The 17,666-nt window shown below is 48.1% G+C and carries 10 protein-coding genes; 8 read left to right on the top strand and 2 right to left on the bottom strand.

Annotated features, from left to right (window positions below):
- Positions 1-85: 85 nt before the first annotated feature.
- The 5 genes from xseA (at position 86) to AWU56_RS00145 (ending at position 7,537) form a co-directional block, all read left to right on the top strand.
- A complete protein-coding gene (gene xseA / locus AWU56_RS00165; RefSeq protein WP_286681437.1) occupies positions 86-1,405 on the top strand; it encodes an exodeoxyribonuclease VII large subunit in 1,320 nt (439 codons plus the stop codon).
- Positions 1,406-1,472: 67 nt separating this feature from the next.
- Complete coding sequence (guaB, locus tag AWU56_RS00160; protein WP_006956910.1) at positions 1,473-2,942, top strand: IMP dehydrogenase; 1,470 nt, start codon at positions 1,473-1,475, stop codon at positions 2,940-2,942.
- Between the two features lie 69 nt (positions 2,943-3,011).
- Positions 3,012-4,589: a glutamine-hydrolyzing GMP synthase gene (guaA, locus tag AWU56_RS00155; protein ID WP_272977373.1), complete on the top strand. Its 1,578-nt coding sequence runs from the start codon at positions 3,012-3,014 to the stop codon at positions 4,587-4,589.
- 107 nt (positions 4,590-4,696) lie between these two features.
- Positions 4,697-7,153, top strand: a complete 2,457-nt coding sequence (locus tag AWU56_RS00150; protein WP_286681436.1) for an ATP-binding protein — start codon at positions 4,697-4,699, stop codon at positions 7,151-7,153.
- Between the two features lie 6 nt (positions 7,154-7,159).
- A complete protein-coding gene (locus AWU56_RS00145; RefSeq protein WP_006956907.1) occupies positions 7,160-7,537 on the top strand; it encodes a response regulator in 378 nt (125 codons plus the stop codon).
- A gap of 31 nt (positions 7,538-7,568) precedes the next feature.
- Here AWU56_RS00145 and AWU56_RS00140 read toward each other — a convergent pair whose 3' ends face one another.
- Entirely contained in the window at positions 7,569-8,762 is a 1,194-nt protein-coding gene (locus AWU56_RS00140) for an endonuclease/exonuclease/phosphatase family protein (protein ID WP_416361480.1), read from the bottom strand.
- Between the two features lie 429 nt (positions 8,763-9,191).
- On the opposite strand from AWU56_RS00140, the gene AWU56_RS00135 reads away from it, so the two are divergent.
- From AWU56_RS00135 to AWU56_RS00125, 3 genes are all read left to right on the top strand, one after another.
- Positions 9,192-12,395, top strand: a complete 3,204-nt coding sequence (locus AWU56_RS00135) for a TonB-dependent receptor (RefSeq protein WP_286681434.1) — start codon at positions 9,192-9,194, stop codon at positions 12,393-12,395.
- Between the two features lie 129 nt (positions 12,396-12,524).
- Positions 12,525-15,680, top strand: coding sequence for a TonB-dependent receptor (locus AWU56_RS00130; RefSeq protein WP_006956904.1), 3,156 nt, complete (start codon positions 12,525-12,527; stop codon positions 15,678-15,680).
- A gap of 118 nt (positions 15,681-15,798) precedes the next feature.
- Entirely contained in the window at positions 15,799-17,190 is a 1,392-nt protein-coding gene (locus AWU56_RS00125; protein WP_286681433.1) for a Na+/H+ antiporter NhaC family protein, read from the top strand.
- Here AWU56_RS00125 and tadA read toward each other — a convergent pair.
- Complete coding sequence (gene tadA / locus AWU56_RS00120; RefSeq protein ID WP_286681545.1) at positions 17,149-17,646, bottom strand: tRNA adenosine(34) deaminase TadA; 498 nt, start codon at positions 17,644-17,646, stop codon at positions 17,149-17,151. The two genes, AWU56_RS00125 and tadA, sit on opposite strands and share 42 nt — an antisense overlap.
- Positions 17,647-17,666 lie beyond the last annotated feature (20 nt).

Raw genomic sequence — 17,666 nt, 5'->3', positions numbered from 1 at the left:
GCAATACTTACGTTTAACCGTCAAGATGTTTAGACGTCCAAATGTGATATGGTAGCACGCACTTCGGGTGTGCTATGATTTGCCCATGTCGATATATACCGTCACACAACTCAACAGCGATATCCGCAAGGCAATAGAGCAGGGCTTTGGACACGTATGGTTGATGGGCGAAATCTCCAATTTTGCCGCTCCAAACTCGGGTCATTGGTACCTCACCTTAAAGGATGAACGCGCCCAGATACGTTGTGCCATGTTTCGTGGTAATAATCAGCGCGCCAAAGTACGCCCGCAAAATGGCTTACAAGTATTGGTGCGTGGAAGGGTGACGGTGTACGAGCCGCGCGGCGACTACCAACTCATTGTTGAGCACATGGAAGAGGCCGGTATCGGCTTGTTGCAGCAGCAGTTTGAGCAACTCAAAGTAAAACTAGCGGCCGAGGGCTTATTCGCGCAAGAGCGCAAGCGGCCACTACCTGAACATATCCGCCGCGTTGGTGTTATCACGTCGCCGACAGGCGCAGCTATTCAAGATGTGTTAGCGGTGATGAAACGCCGCGATCCGAGCGTCGATGTCATTATTTACCCGACCGCCGTGCAAGGTGACGCCGCAATACCGCAAATAAAAAACGCATTACACACTGCGTTTCAGCGTAATGAAGTTGATGTGCTGATAGTAACCCGTGGCGGTGGCTCGTTAGAAGACCTGTGGTGTTTTAATGATGAACAGGTCGGTCGCTTATTATTAGACGCCCCGATGCCTGTTATCAGTGCAGTTGGCCACGAGGTTGATTTTACCATCTGTGATTTTATCGCCGATTTGCGAGCGCCGACACCGTCGGCAGCCGCCGAGCAGGTGACCCAAGATCGTAGCGCTCAAATCAACCGTTTACAGCAGTTGCAACAGCGTTTGGCGACCGGCCAAAAGCGCCGTATAGAGCGTCAACACAGCTTACTACAACAACTACAAATTCGACTGAATCAACAGCATCCGCAACGACAGCTGCAACAACAAAGCCAGCGTTTAGATGAATTATTAGCGCGTGTGTATCGCGCCGAGCAGCGAACCTTGGTTAATCAGCAACAACGACGTCAGCATGTTATCCAACGCTTGCAGCAGGTCCACCCGCAACGTGAATTGTCGCGCGCTCAACAAAAGCTCTCGCAGATTCAGCAACGTATACCGGTAGTCGCTGAAGCATGGCTCAAACAACAGCACCAACGGCAACGCGCCTTACTGCATGCATTAAACTTAGTGAGCCCACTGAATACGCTTGATAGAGGGTACGCTATTGTGCGAGATGAAGAGGGCCATGTGATTACGCAGCCTGAGCAGACGCAAGCAGAGCAAAAGCTCAGTGTTAAAGTGGCAGGTGGTGAATTTAACGTTAGAAAGTGTTCAGAATAAGTTGCTAAAATAACCATTATCGAGTAAAATCCACGCGCAACATGAATCCAGTCACGGAGTGTTGCAAATGCTGCGAATCGCCCAAGAAGCCCTTACTTTCGACGACGTCCTGCTTGTCCCAGGGCACTCAAACGTATTACCGCATCAAGCGGATCTCAAAACCCAATTAACGCGTGGCATCACGCTCAATATCCCGTTGGTTTCAGCAGCGATGGATACCGTCACAGAAGCACCACTCGCTATCGCGCTGGCGCAAGAAGGCGGCCTAGGGTTCATCCACAAGAATATGACACCTGAAGATCAAGCAGCACACGTACGCAAAGTGAAAAAGTACGAGAGTGGCATGGTCAATGATCCGGTCACCGTGAACCCCGACACCACCATTGGTGAGATTAAAGCATTGACTGCCGAACACGGCTTCCAAGGCTTTCCTGTAATCGAGAAAAACGGCGACTTGGTCGGCATCGTGACCGGTCGTGATACACGTTTTGAGGACGATGATTCTAAGCCGGTAAAGGAAGTGATGAGCGATAAATCACGCCTAGTTACGGTACATGAAACCGCGCAAAGCGATGAAATCTTGCAGTTAATGCATAAGCACCGCATCGAAAAAATTCTCGTGGTCGATGATGCCTACAAATTAAAAGGCATGATCACCCTCAAAGACTTTGAAAAAGCCGAAAACAAACCGAATGCCTGTAAAGATGAACTCGGCTCGTTGCGCGTAGGTGCAGCGGTTGGTGTAGGTCCAGGTACCGAAGAGCGCATTAAGCTGTTAGTTGAAGCGGGCGTTGACGTACTGCTGATTGATACCTCGCACGGCCATTCAGAGGGTGTGTTAAAACGTGTCCAAGAAACCCGGAAAGCCTATCCGAACTTACAAATCATTGCCGGTAACGTGGCAACGGCGGCAGGTGCGAAAGCCTTGGTAGATGCCGGCGTAGACGCAGTTAAAGTTGGTATTGGTCCAGGTTCTATTTGTACGACACGCATCGTCACAGGTTGTGGTGTGCCACAAATCACTGCGATTAGCGACGCGGCAGATGCGCTGAAAGGCACTGGCGTACCCGTTATTGCAGACGGGGGTATTCGCTTCTCTGGCGATATTGCTAAAGCCTTAGTAGCAGGCGCGCACTGTGTGATGGTGGGTAGCATGTTAGCCGGTACCGAAGAGTCACCAGGCGAAGTCGAACTGTATCAAGGGCGTTACTACAAATCATACCGTGGCATGGGCAGCTTAGGCGCGATGAACCAGCGTAACGGCTCATCGGATCGCTATTTTCAAAATAGTAACGAGGCTGAGAAGCTCGTACCTGAAGGTATCGAAGGCCGGATTGCCTATAAAGGCCCTATTTCGGCGATTATTCATCAGCAGATGGGCGGCGTACGCTCAGCGATGGGCTTGACCGGTTGCGCCAACTTAGAAGAGATGCGCACTAAGCCACAGTTTGTCAAAGTGACTGCGGCAGGCATGGGTGAGTCACACGTACACGATGTGCAAATCACCAAAGAAGCGCCAAACTATCGCAGTTCTTAATACCGATTTGTGAGCCGCCGCTAAGGCGGCTCTTTTACTTTTAGTTTTACCTGTTACTGGGACCCAACAATGAGCAGAGATATCCACGACCACCGAATTTTGATTTTAGACTTCGGTTCTCAATATACCCAACTAATTGCGCGCCGTATCCGTGAAATTGGCGTTTACTGTGAGCTGTGGGCATGGGATGTCGACGAGCAAGACATTAAAGACTTCGACCCTAAAGGCATCATCCTTTCAGGTGGACCAGAAAGCGTCACCGAAGCCGGTTCTCCTCGCGCGCCAGACTATGTATTTAAGGCGGGCGTCCCTGTCTTGGGCGTGTGCTATGGCATGCAAACCATGGCGCATCAATTGGGTGGTTCAGTGCAAGGCTCACTCGAACGTGAATTTGGCTATGCCCAAATCGAGCTCGTAACAGAAAGCCCTTTATTTGAAGCGATCGAAGATGCGGTCAGCGAAGACGGCAAGCCATTGTTGGACGTGTGGATGAGCCACGGTGATAAAGTCGAAGCCATTCCTGAGGGTTTCCACACCGTTGCAACCACTTCGTACTGCCCATATGCGGCCATGGCGGATGAGTCACGTCGTTTCTACGGTGTTCAGTTCCACCCAGAGGTCACCCACACGCGTCAGGGCATGCGTATGCTCGAGCATTTTGTCAGCGGTATCTGTGGTTGCGAAAAACAATGGACGCCCGCACAGATTATCGAAGACGCGATCGAGCGTATTCGTGAGCAAGTCGGTAGCGATAAAGTGATTTTGGGCTTAAGCGGTGGCGTCGATTCATCGGTAACAGCGATGTTGTTACACCGTGCAATTGGCTCACAGCTCACCTGCGTGTTTGTTGATAATGGCTTATTGCGTTTAAATGAAGCCGATCAAGTCATGGAAATGTTTGGTGACCACTTTGGGTTAAACATTATCCCCGTCGCAGCGGAGCAACGCTTCCTAGACGCGCTGAAAGGCGAAGCGGATCCAGAGAAGAAACGCAAAATTATCGGTAATACCTTTATTGAGATCTTCGACGAGCAAGCGTCTCAGTTGACCGAAGTCGACTGGCTGGCGCAAGGCACCATCTACCCCGATGTCATTGAGTCAGCAGGTTCAAAAACCGGTAAAGCACACGTCATTAAATCGCATCACAACGTAGGTGGCTTGCCCGAGGATATGAAACTCGGTTTAGTTGAACCATTGCGCGAGCTGTTTAAAGACGAAGTACGCAAAATTGGTCTAGAACTCGGTCTGCCTTATAACATGCTTTATCGTCATCCGTTCCCAGGGCCGGGTCTGGGTGTGCGCGTATTGGGCGAGATTAAGAAAGAGTACTGTGACTTATTGCGCCGCGCCGATGCGATCTTTATTGATGAGTTGCACAAAGCCGATTGGTATCACAAAGTAAGCCAAGCATTTGCGGTGTTCTTACCCGTACGCTCGGTCGGTGTTATGGGCGATCAGCGCAAGTATGATTGGGTTGTTTCACTGCGCGCAGTCGAAACTATCGATTTCATGACCGCACGTTGGGCACATTTACCGTACGAATTATTGGAAAAAGTGTCGAATCGTATCATCAACGAAGTCGACGGTATTTCGCGAGTCACCTACGATATTTCGGGCAAACCGCCCGCCACGATAGAGTGGGAATAACACAGTCATCGAAGCCCGCGACTCGCGGGCTTTTTTATGCCATTGCCGAACTAACAAAAAGTCGGCATAGTAGCGCTTATTCGTAGTTACTTGTTAAGCGGTATAAGATGGATCGAAACCGTTCGTTAAGTCAGAGTCTTTGGCAGGCATTTAGGCGCTATGCACTGCTACCCATGATTATGGTGGAGCTGGCGCTGATAACTATTTATGTAGTGACCAATCAATGGGTAACACAGCAAACCAAACAAGAACTCGTCGAAACGGCTTTATCTGAATCAACGCAAATAGCCAAACGCCAAGCAACGGTCGTGGATGCTCAATTGGCCTCTGTACAGGACCAACTGACTCTTTATCGTGAATCGATAGCTGCGGTGCTTGATGACCCTCGGATCACATGGCAAGGGCATGAAGCGTGGACGCAGGGAGCGAACGGACAGTCCTTTACGCAGGAGGCACTGAGCAAAGATGGGATTGCTGCCTTCTATTCATCGCTGACACCATTGCCTCAACAGAATCTCGACCGTATCGAACAATTACATCTACTAACTCCAGTGATGCGGCAAATGGTCACTGAAGATAGTTGGGTACAGCAGGTCTACTTTAATACACACGATAGCCTTAACGTTATTTATCCGTTTATCGATGTTGGTTCACAATACGCGGCCGACGTAAACATTCCTAAGTTTAATTTTTTCTATCTCGCTGATAAAAAACACAATCCCGAACGCAAGCCTGTTTGGACACCCGTTTACCTCGATCCTGCGGGACAAGGTTGGATGTTATCGGTGATTGCACCGGTCTATAAGGATGATTCTTTGGTAGGAGTCGCGGGCGCCGATGTCACCATCGAAAAGCTCGTTAACTATCTAACTCACACGCGCGTGCCGTGGGACGGCTTTGTGGTACTCGCCAGTCAGTCGGGGAAGATTCTTGCCTTATCGGAACGAGCGCAACAGCGCCTTGATATTACTGTGCCTAAAAGCGTTGCAGTAAAACACGCAAAGCAAGATGAAATCGGTTACCAAAGTGCCGCTTTGTCAGATATTAAAGGCGCTGAACATCTTTTGTCGCTTTGGCAACATGATCATGACAGCTTAGAAGCTATTGCGTTGGGTGGGATGTCTTATATTGCCGCCTGGCACCCTGTCGCAGAAACGGATTGGCAGGTTTTGGTATTAGTGGAAGAGGAAAAGCTACTTGCACGTACCAATAGCATTTACCGGCAAACTGAATTGCTCAGTCTGATCCTGCTTGCAGGACTCGTGATTTTCTACTTACTGTATTTTCAATTTGTAAAAAGTCGCACATATCGCTTCAGCCAGCGATTAAACCGTAATCTGAAAAAGTTATCCGATGCGTTGGCACAAACCGGTCGACAGGAATTCGAACTTACGATTCCCGATCTCGAAGCGCCGGAACTGAATCGGCTCGCTTTACAAATTACGCAAGTCGCTGAGCAATTACGCAGCAACCTATTTAGTTTGCGAAAGAATGAAGCGCGATTAAGATTTGCGCTAGAAAGCAGCGGTGAGTCGCTTATTACACAATCAATAGAACACAATCGAGTCGAAGTCACTGATAACTTCGAAGAGATATCTCAGCGTCCAGAACGAGTGTTTAACCTTGATGAGTATTCGAGCTGGATTCATCCCGACGACCGTGAAAAGGTCAAGGCATTACGACTGCATGCTCAGCGTACTAAACGACCATTGAGCGCTGACTACCGATTGCAACGAAAGGACGGTAGCTACGTGTGGGTGCAAAGTCGCGGCCAGGTACTCGAAGACGAAGCATCGGGACAAGCGCTGATTATCGGCACCCTGACCGATATTAGTGAGCGTAAGGCAATCGAGCAAAACCTCAGGGCTGCCAAGGATGCTGCTAATGAGGCAAACCGTGCTAAATCAAAGTTGTTGTCGTCGATTACGCATGAAATAAAAACACCATTGACGACCATACTGGGTATTGCAGATATTTTGCGCTTCAAGTTAGCGGATGTCGGGCAGAGAGATTCAATCAGACGTTTAATCAGTGCAGCGGAGCATTTAAATCATTTGGTTGATGATATATTAACGCTGTCGAAGCTAGAGTCTAAGTCACTTACAGTAACGATGGAGCAGGTCGTTCCACAATTTTTGATTGCTGAGACGATCGACTGGTTTAGCGAAACGCTAGAAACGTCAAAAATACAGGTTCAATGCGAGCTATTGCCAAACGCTATTGAACTGAAAGCCGATCCGATACGTTTTAAACAAGTACTCACTAACCTGTTGTCTAATGCGATTAAGTACAGTCCTAAACATTCGAAAGTAAAAGTGATTGAAGCCCAAACAGAAGAGGTGTACACAATAACGGTTAAGGACGAAGGTTGGGGGATTCCGCCGTTATATCGCGCTCGTTTATTTGAAGCATTTAATCGGTTTGGACGTGAACAAACGTCGGTGGAGGGAACTGGAGTCGGTTTGGCCATTTGTCGTGAGTTGATGCGCCTGATGGGAGGCGAGGTCAGTTATCAACCTCTAGAACAGGGAAGTGCGTTTACTATATCGTTTCCCATGAGGTGATTAGAAATGAAACGTTTAAAGCGTGCACTGGTTATCGATGATAACACCACGAATTTAATGGTGCTAAAAGAGCTCATTGAAATGATCGGTGTGCCACAAGTTATCGCAGAAACGAATCCTGTTTATGCATTGAATATTTTAAAAAAGACGCCCGTTGATTGCGTGTTAATCGATCAGAATATGCCACAGATGTCCGGACTCGAGCTATACAGCGAACTCAAACAGGTGATGCCTAGTATCCCCGCCACCTTCATGGTGAGTGCTATCGATGACTCCGAATTAAGAGAAAAAGCCCGCGCAATAGGAATGGTGGGCTTTATCAGCAAGCCGTTTAGGTATGAAATTATCGAGCGCATGTTGCGCGACTTGGATGAGCGTTTGTAGGCCAAGCCGTTGTGCTTGGCCTATGCCTCGATCACTCAGGTAGCTCGATATCGAGCCACACGAGACGGTGGTCAGAAGAAGCATCCCGTTTTTTCATCAATTCATAACCTGGTTCACCCTGAACCGGCCAAAAAATCCCCGCGTCTTTCACAATTAAGTCGTTAGAAGGCAGTACATAGTCTACCCGTTTACGCCACGCGGCGGTGTGATATTTAGATCCCTCAATATCCGGTGAGTGATTTGCGCCGCCCTCACTCATTGGCATCACATCGTTGACACGCGGATGTTCTAATAACTGAGTCATAGCACCATCCACGCCGCTCGCACCGGCTTGCGCGTTGAGATCGCCCAGTACTACAAAAGAGCCATTGGTAGCGATACCACCACGCTGACCTTTGTCATCGTAAATGTAGTTATCAGCGCCAGGGGTCAGATAGTCACGCACGAAACGAATTTCGTCGTAGTTCTTCATGCCATTGCGGTTCTCTGGACCGTCAAACGCTGGCGGGGTTGGATGCTGAGCTAAAACATGTACAACTTTACCACCTATTTGAACCGGGACATCCCAATGAGACTTTGAGCTCAGCGGGTATTGCGCCATAGCCTCATCGCTGTACCATGGCTCATTCGTTGGCTTGCCTTCTTCATCGTGTACATAAGGGACATGGTGACCCGGCATGTCTTTCCACAAAAAGTGTTGGAAAGTGCGAATTTGTTCTCTCAGTATCGGGTACTTTGATAAGATCACCATACCGTACTGCCCTGGATACCAACCAAAGCCCCAAGCATCATTGCCCCGGCCGGTGGCTTTGCCATCCCGGTTGAGGTCAAACGCAGAAGGGGAACCGGTATTGACAGGTGCGGTGTAAACATAAGGGTACGAAATAGGTTTAAGACTATTTTGCGATTCCCCTAAATAACTGTTTAAAAATACGTCAACCCCTTGTTCTTGGGGGACGTAGTCAAACTCGTTGAGAAGAATAATATCCGGCCGAACGCGCTGGATAATCTCTGCGATGCCACGAATTTGGGCATTGTTTTCCTGCAAAACTCGCGGTAACACCGATGCATGAGTGTTGGGAAGTTCTGAGTTTGGAAGGTGGTTGCTGGAGTCCATACTGACGTTGAAAGTCGCGATACGTACGGAGTCTTGCGCTAAAGAGAAGTTTGAATAAGTCATTATTAAAAGCAACGAGAATACAAAGATACTACGCATAGAATTCATCTGAAACCCTGCAAAATGGAACGATACGACAACACGGAAGAATAAAGGTTCCCTAAACACTAGGCAAGCGCATAAAAATTGATTAAAATATGTCACATATCTGACACGAAAATGTCGCAGAAGCTTAATGAATTTAAATGTTCTTCACAAACAGCCCGTTTTAAGCCGCTGCCGTGAAATTTTTCACGCAGTCAGCTTTCCCGTCTTAAACCGACGGTTATACCGTGGTTCATTAAGCGTTGCTAACTCGTTTTTATGTAAAGTAGAACGTCCAGCATCCCATCTCAGTTTTTTCTGCACACCCCTCAGTGTCATCAAGTTGTCATATTCCAGCGTTATAAATGCGCACTCAAAATTTAGCTCATTTGCTAGTGAGCTTGCTGTACCAAAACCATTAGTACGTTTAATTACAACCTCAGGGATAACTCAATGAAATTCAACTCCAAGGTGAGTCGTATTTCTGCTGCCATCGCGTTAGCAGTAGGAATGTCGACGAGTGTCATGGCTCAAGAGACCTCATCGTCAATGCGCGGTGTGATCACAGGCCCACAAGGAAACCCAGTAGCGAACACTAAAGTTATCGTTACCCATGAACCGACAGGGACTGTGAACGAGTTTGTCACTAGCGCTGACGGTACCTTTACTGCGAAAGGTCTGCGTGTAGGTGGTCCTTACACAGTCGTTATCGATTCAGACAAATACCAAGACGCAGAGCTTGATAATCTTTATCTTGCTTTGGGTGATACCTTACGTGTGACAAGCCAACTGAAAAATAACGACATGGAGCGTATTTCAGTATCTGGCTCAGTTATCATGACCGAAAGCGGTGGCGCGAGCAGTAACTTCGGTGAAGAAACCATCGATAACATGCCAAGCTTAAGCCGTGACCTTAAAGACATCGCGCGTATCAACCCATTGGTTTCTATCCGTGGTAATGGCGAAATGTCGATTGCAGGTGGTAACCCACGCTCAAACAGCATTACTGTTGACGGTATCGGCCAGAACGATGACTTCGGTCTAAACTATGGCGGTTACCCAACGGAGCAGCCACCGGTTTCATTGAGCTCAATCGAACAAATCTCAGTTGACGTGGCACCTTTCTCAAGTAAGAAAGGCGATTTCTCTGGCGGTACAATTAACGCAGTCACTAAATCAGGTACTAACGAGTTTGAAGGCGAGTTCTTCTACGAATACTCTTCACCTGACATGAAAGGCGATTCAAAGCGCTTAAACCGTATTACCGGTTCTTCTGGTAATGACCAAGGTTTCCGTGAATACGAAACCGTTGACGTTGAGCCGATTCAAAAGACTTCAACCTTTGGTATGGCGCTGAGCGGCCCGATCATCGAAGACACCTTGTTCTTCTTCACCAACTATGAAGAGTGGAACAGTAAACTCGATTATCAATACGGCTTCCAGGGTAGCGGGGCGAGCAACGAATTCTACACGACACGTGAGAACTTCGAAGAGTTCCTAAGTATTTTGGAAAACACTTACGGCGTCCAAGATTCACTGCCAGGCGCGCCAGAAGATAAAGACCGTAAATGGTTAACTAAGTTAAGCTGGAACGTAAACCAAGATCACCGTCTTGATTTAACCTATCAGTGGCAAGATAACTCAGACATGCGTGGTCACTCAAGTGGCGGTAACACTGTCGTACTTAACTCACGTATTTATGATTATCACACGCGCATGAGCAACATCAGTGCACGTCTATACAGTGACTGGTCAGCAAACTTCATCACCGAAATGGGTATTACCTATAAAGATGTTGTGTCTGATTCAATTACCAACGCTGACTTTGGCGCAGTAAAAGTTGAAGAGTTCTTCCGCGGTCCTGCGTACGAATTCGGTGCTAACCAATACCGTCACGCGAACAAAGTTGAGAACCAGAACCTGACCTTCAACTTTGATGCGACCTACCTATTAGGTGAGCATGAGCTTGCTTTCGGTGCTGAGTATGAGCGTCTGCGTTTATACAACAAGTTTGTTCCTGAGAGTTTAGGTGCATGGGAATTCGATAGCTTTGATGGATTCCAAAACCGTGAAGTCGGTAACTACAACGGTACTTATGACTTCTCGTACCAGAACGCTTATACCGGTAATCCAGAAGACGCTGCGTATGATGCGGTTCGTTACACCACAGCACTATACGTAGAAGATACCTTCTACCCAACGCCTGATCTTGAGTTAACAGCGGGTGTTCGTTATGAGCGTTTGTCATCAGATGACAAACCGACGTTGAACCAAAACTTTGTTGATACCTATGGTTTCACTAACCAAGAAAACCTTGATGGTATGGACATCATTTTGCCGCGCGTGAGCTTTAAGTACTACTTAAATGACGACGTTACTTTACGTGGTGGCGTAGGTCGTTTCTATGGCGGAGTACCAAACGTTTGGTACAGTAACCCGTTCACTAAGGACGGTATTACGTTAGTATCTGCGAACAGCGATTTTATCAACGATTACTTCGCTAACAGCTCAGATCCAGCGGATTTCACTCAAGTACCACAAGCCATCAAGGACTCGCTAGAGCAAGGCGCAGGTAGCACTAACTACACTGACCCTAACTTTGAACTGCCAAACGACTGGCGTGCTCAGTTGGCTGCTGACTACAGCTTCGATATCCCGATGGTCGGTAACGATTTCCGTGCGACAACATCATTGCTATACATTCGTAAGCAAGATGAAGCCGTATGGTTAAATACAGCGCTTGAACCAACAGGAACCGCGGCTGACGGCGAACGCATCATTTACGATACGATCTACAGCGGTAACCGCTCGGATAATTTCGATATCATGATGACTAACGCTGAAGATCATGGCCGTAGCTACATCTTTACTCAGTCATTGGCGAAGCAGTGGGATAATGGTCTCAACGTGACCATGAGCTATACGCACCAAGACGTCGAAGAGGTTTCTCCAGGATCTTCTTCACAGGCTCAGAGTAACTACCAGCATTATGTAGCTAAATCGCGTAACCAACCGTTCTCGGCTCGTGGCGACTATGAAATTGAGCACAGCTTCAAAGTTACCGTGGGTTACGAAAAAGAATTCTTTGATGGTTACAAAACTAACATCAACTTGTTCTACGAGCGTCGCTCAGGTCGTCCATTTAGCTACACCATGAGCATGTATCAAGATGGCGATTTCGGTGATACGCGCGACTTCTACACGCAGTCAGCTTATCTTGCTTACATCCCTTCTGGTGCAGACGATCCAAATGTCGACTGGGACAACTCAGTCTCTTGGGATGAGTTGAGTGCAGTGCTTGACCGTGCTGGTATCGCTCCAGGCGGATACATCATGGATCGCAACAGCGGTACTCAACCATGGGTCACCAATTTGGACTTAAGCATTAAGCAGCAAATCCCAGGTTTTGCTGAAGGTCATCGTGGTACCTTGTACTTCACCATCGATAACCTTGCAAACCTATTGAATAGTGACTGGGGTGTTGAGAAACGCTTAGGCTATCCACAAGTCGATCTTTATGATTTCGGTGGCTTGTCTGATGATGGTAAATATCAAATCGAACGCTTGTTCAACGGCTATGCTCCGCAGAACTACGACGAATATGATATTGGCGCATCATCATGGTCTGTCAAACTCGGCGTACGCTACGAGTTCTAAGGCTCAGAGCCCCTCAATTTTGTTGAGGGGCTTTTTTTTGATCATGTCACAGAACTGACACGATCACGGATTACACTTCACGGACTGAATTACATAACAACAGTGTTGAACTAACGGGGATGAACACACATGTTTAACTCAACTTTTAAGCGCACCGCTTTGGCCGCTGCCATCGCAATGACTGTATCAGGTGCTGCGCTTGCACAAGACACCTCATCAAGCATTCGAGGCGTCGTAACCGCAGAATCAGGTTCTATCATTAGCGGTGCAACTATTCAGTTGCGTGATGAACGCACTGGCTCAGTTAAAACCTTAACGACCAACGCGCAAGGAACATTTTCATCACGAGGCTTGCCAGTGGGTGGCCCATACACGTTGATGGTTAAAGGTCCTAACGGTCAAAGCCAAGTCATCGAAAACGTTTACCTCACGTTAGGTGACTCAGAAACCGTGAATGTAGTTCTTGAACCTCAAGATATTGAAACAATCAGTGTAACGGGTGCGGCGCCAACTAATGCGTTGTACGGCAGTAATAGCCCAGCGGCAAACTTCAATCTTGCAGACTTGCAAGACGCGCCGGCCGCTAACCGTGACCTAAAAGACGTAGTGCGTATCGACCCACGTATCTACATCAACGAAACGAATGCAGGCGACATCCAGTGTGGTGGTGCAAACCCGCGTTTCAACAGCTTGACTGTTGATGGTGTGCGTATGAACGATAACTTTGGCTTGAATTCAAGCGGTTATCCAACAGAGCGTATGCCTTTCTCTTATGATGCAATCGAACAGGTTGCAGTCGAATTCGCACCGTTCGATGTACAATACGGTGGTTTCACCGCATGTAACATCAACGCTGTCACCAAATCAGGTGACAATGAAATGTTCGGTGGAGTGTTTTTTGATTACACCAACGACTCTTTACAAGGCAGTAAGCTTGAAGGCGACAGCATCAACGTTGGCGCATTCAACGAAAAACGCTACGGCTTTAATGTCGGCGGCGCTATTTTAGAAGACAAACTATTCTTCTTCACCTCTTATGAAAAGCTCGAAGGTTCTGACACCTTTGACCGCGGTCCAGAAGGCACCGGCGTAGCATCACCTGTATTAGGTGTTTCTGCAGCGGACGCGGAGCGTATTCGCCAAATCGCGATCAACAACTACAACTACGATCCCGGCACGTTCCCTGCGAGCTTGCCAGTGGAGGACGAGAAGTTCTTAGCTAAGTTAGATTGGTATATCAATGACGCACACCGTGCATCATTTACCTATAACTACAACGATGGTTTCTCGATTGCTGAATCAGACGGCGACGCAGATGAGCTTGAGTTCTCTAACCACTTCTATGAGCGTGGTTCTAAGTTCACTTCATATGTTGGTGAGTTCTTCTCTGACTGGACAGACAACTTCTCTACTGAAGTACGTGTGGGTTACTCAGAGCTAGACGCACGCGTTAACCCATTAGGCGGCACCGAGTTCGGTGAAGTACAAATCGGCGTTAACGATGCAACCGTCTACTTAGGTGCAGACGACTCGCGTCACGCAAACAAATTGAAGTATGACACGACGTTCTTCAAGTTAAAAGGGACTTACCTTGCCGGTGATCACATCATCTCCGCAGGTATCGAGCAAGAGAAATACGACGTTTATAACTTGTTCGTACAAGAAGCGGAAGGTGAATACCGTTTTGGCTCTATCGACGATTTTGAAGCCGGTACACCAAGCCGTGTAATCTATGAAAGCGCAGCAGGTACGAATAACCCAACGGATGCGGCAGCAGAATTCTCTTACGCTGTAAACACGGCATACGTACAGGACGAGTACTACTACGCGCCAATGGATATTACGTTTACTTATGGATTACGTTATGACTGGTACACTAGCAGCGATAACCCAGTAAACAACCCATTGGTAGAAGACCTTTACGGTTTCTCTAACCAGCAAAACATGGACGGCCAAGACTTGCTGCAACCACGTTTTGGTTTCAACTGGTTTGTGAGCCCACAGTTAGAAGTACGTGGTGGCGTTGGCTTGTACTCAGGCGGTAACCCGAACGTATGGATCTCTAACAACTATTCAAACAACGGTGTTACTCAGTATGAAGCGAACCTATTCGGTGACTTCTTCGCGGGCGGTAACACCTTGTTCAACATTCCTCACACAGGCGAAGGTCGTCCAATCTACGACATTCCACAAAACCTGTTTGACGAAGTCGCTAATGCGAACGGTGAAGGTCCAATCAACACCATGGATCCAAACTTCGAATTGCCAAACGAGTGGAAATACGCGTTGGGTGCAACTTACACGTTCGATAATGACTACGTGTTGTTGGTTGACTTCTTACACACTGAGAAGAAAGACGCAGCCGTTATCTACAACCTCGGCTTAGAGCAAACAGGCACAGCGCCAGATGGTCGTCCTATCTTTAGCGAACTTTCTACCGACGGTCGTGACCAAGGCGACGATTTCTTGTTAACCAATGTTAAAGGTGATTCAGGTTCACAAACGACTGTTTCACTGGCATTGAACAAATCATATGACTTCGGTTTAGACTGGAGCTTTGCATACGCTTACAACCGTGCGAAAGACGTGAACCCAATGACCAGCTCAGTGGCGTTCTCTAACTACACCAACTTAGCAACGGCGAACCCACAGAACCCAGGCGTGTCGACCTCTAACTACGAGATCCCGCACCGCTTCACGTTCCGTGCAACGTACACTTCAGAAATCATGGGTTACGAGAACACTATGACCTTGTTTGCTACGCGCAACGAAGGTCGTCCATACTCGTTCACTATGTCTGACGGTGCATTCGGTGATGTTGCGTACCAAGGTCGTCAACTACTTTACGTACCGACCGGTATCGACGATCCTAACTTTGTCGCCGGCATGGATGGTGACGGTAATCCGTTCGACTCACAAGCGTTCTTCGACTTCATCAACTCACAAGGATTGGGTGAGTACGCGGGTGGTATCGCACCACGTAACGAATTCAACTCTAAGTGGTGGACCAAAGTTGATTTACGTGTTGAACAACAACTGCCAGCATTCAGCAACGACCACGAAGCATCAGCCTTTTTCGTTGTTGAGAACTTAGGTAACTTGTTGAACGACGACTGGGGTGTATTATACGAAGCAAGCTTCCCACGCGCTGTGACGGTCGCTGATGTGAGCATCAACGATCAAGGCCAGTACGTATTTGAAAGTTTCCGTGACCCACGCGTTCAATCACGTGCAGGTGCGCCTTCATTGTGGTCAGTACGTGTAGGCTTCGAATATAAGTTCTAAGTATGTCCTAAGACATCGTCAAAGGCCGCTCATTTGAGCGGCCTTTTTATTTTCATATCTTGCCGCTTACCGCTAATTCCGCTAACCTCGCTCAATCACTTATTAGATAAAAACCACTATGGAACTGAGCTGGACCAGTTTACTACCTTCACTACTTGCCATCATTTTTGCTATCGTTACGCGACGCGTTTTATTGGCGCTTATTGGCGGTATCTTACTCGCTAATATCATTCTGTTTTGGCCCTCGTTTGAAAATATAGCGCAGGGGACTGGGTGGTCCAGTTGGAGCACACTCACCGATAGCAGTAATATGCTGGTCTGGTTCTTTACACTTGGAATCGGTGCTTTGTTCGGTGTGCTGGAAAAGGGCGGTACCTTTAAACAGTTCGTACAAAAGCTTGAGCAACGCCAGTGGGTCGAAAATAAGCGTAGGGCACGAATGATGACCTGGATATTGGGTGTGGTGGTCTTTATCGAGTCCAATGTCACCATTATGATAGCCGGTACGACCTCGCGTCCGCTCTACGACCGCTTGGGTATTTCGCGCGAAAAACTCGCCTACATCGTGGATTCCACCTGTGCCGCTATTTGTATCTTGATTCCGCTGAATGCCTGGGGTGCGTTTAACCTCACATTGATCGCCAAACAAGGCGTTGAAGAACCCTTGTGGGTATTCATTCAGTCTTTAGGCTTTAGCTTTTATGCCATTTTTGCCGTATTACTGGCGTTAGTGGTGGCATGGTTTGACTGGAATATTGGCCCAATGAAAGCGTTCGAGCGCAACGCACAGCCTGACCGCGTATCAAAACATAACTGGGGTGATGAGGGTAAAAGTAAGCCAAGCTATGGCAAAGGCACCGCTGTCGTTTTAATCTCTCTGTTGAGCCTCGTGGTGATGGTACCGGTGATGTTATTAATTACGGGCAACGGTGTGTTGGTTAAAGGCGATGGCACCTTAAGCGTGTTTATCGCCATTTATACGGCACTTGCCATTGCGATCGTTGGCACTAAGTGGGTGCGCAACACGAGCATTATTACAATCATCAAGGCAGCCTTGCAGGGCGCGTGGAACATTTTGCCACTCGCGATTATTTTATGGTTATCGATTACCTTAGGCGGGTTAACTCGCGATATGGGAACGGGCGAATTTCTAGCATCGATTCTTGATGGTAGTATTCAAGTTTGGATGTTGTTGCCGCTGATATTTGTGCTGGCGGCATTAACGGGCTTTTCTATCGGTTCAAGCTGGGGTACCTTTGCCATCATGTTGCCGCTGGCGATCCCTATCGCAATGTCGTTGAATTTGCCGTTGGCTCCTTTTATCGCTGCGGCAATTTCAGGCGGTATCTTTGGTGACCATGCGTCGCCGATTTCCGACACCACGATTATTGCCTCCATGGCGTCAGGCACCGAGCATATCGACCACGTTCGTACGCAATTACCTTATGCGTTGCTGGCGGGTGGCGCGTCAATCGTTGCCTTTGCTATCACCGGCGCTGCTATCGGTTGACGCCTTCTTTCGGCGAGCCCTGAAAAATTGGCGTAGGATATCGCCACAGGGCTCGGCTAACACGCCAGACGTTACCTCAACACGGTGGTTCATTGAGACATGGTTGAGTACTTCAATTGCCGTGCCTGTCGCACCAGTTCGCGGATCGGGAGCACCAAAGACTAGACGTTTAACACGCGCATGAGTGATCAGCCCTGCACACATTGCACAGGGCTCTAAAGTGACGTACAACGTAGAGTCAATCAGACGGTAGTTATCCACGTTTTTTCCGGCAGCGCGGATCGCTTGTGCTTCGGCGTGGGCACTGGGGTCCGATAAGGTAATGACTTGGTTGTAGCCCTCGCCAACGATCATGTCGTTAAGTACCAGCACCGCTCCAACCGGCACTTCATCCTCGTCAGCGGCTTTATGCGCCAACTCAAGGGCACGTTGCATGTAGATTTCATCAGTTGTCATGGCAGCGATTTTAGCGCAGA

Origin of the sequence: Idiomarina sp. T82-3, from assembly GCF_001577655.1 — a bacterium.
Classification (GTDB): Bacteria; Pseudomonadota; Gammaproteobacteria; order Enterobacterales; family Alteromonadaceae; genus Idiomarina; species Idiomarina baltica.
This window is presented reverse-complemented; position numbering and strand designations above follow the sequence as displayed.

Bases quoted from the DNA above. Each gene is read 5' to 3' on its own strand.
- xseA (WP_286681437.1), top strand. From the start codon at position 86: ATGTCGATATATACCGTCACACAACTCAACAGCGATATCCGCAAGGCA.
- guaB (WP_006956910.1), top strand. From the start codon at position 1,473: ATGCTGCGAATCGCCCAAGAAGCCCTTACTTTCGACGACGTCCTGCTT.
- guaA (WP_272977373.1), top strand. From the start codon at position 3,012: ATGAGCAGAGATATCCACGACCACCGAATTTTGATTTTAGACTTCGGT.
- AWU56_RS00150 (WP_286681436.1), top strand. From the start codon at position 4,697: ATGGATCGAAACCGTTCGTTAAGTCAGAGTCTTTGGCAGGCATTTAGG.
- AWU56_RS00145 (WP_006956907.1), top strand. From the start codon at position 7,160: ATGAAACGTTTAAAGCGTGCACTGGTTATCGATGATAACACCACGAAT.
- AWU56_RS00140 (WP_416361480.1), bottom strand. From the start codon at position 8,762: ATGAATTCTATGCGTAGTATCTTTGTATTCTCGTTGCTTTTAATAATG.
- AWU56_RS00135 (WP_286681434.1), top strand. From the start codon at position 9,192: ATGAAATTCAACTCCAAGGTGAGTCGTATTTCTGCTGCCATCGCGTTA.
- AWU56_RS00130 (WP_006956904.1), top strand. From the start codon at position 12,525: ATGTTTAACTCAACTTTTAAGCGCACCGCTTTGGCCGCTGCCATCGCA.
- AWU56_RS00125 (WP_286681433.1), top strand. From the start codon at position 15,799: ATGGAACTGAGCTGGACCAGTTTACTACCTTCACTACTTGCCATCATT.
- tadA (WP_286681545.1), bottom strand. From the start codon at position 17,646: ATGACAACTGATGAAATCTACATGCAACGTGCCCTTGAGTTGGCGCAT.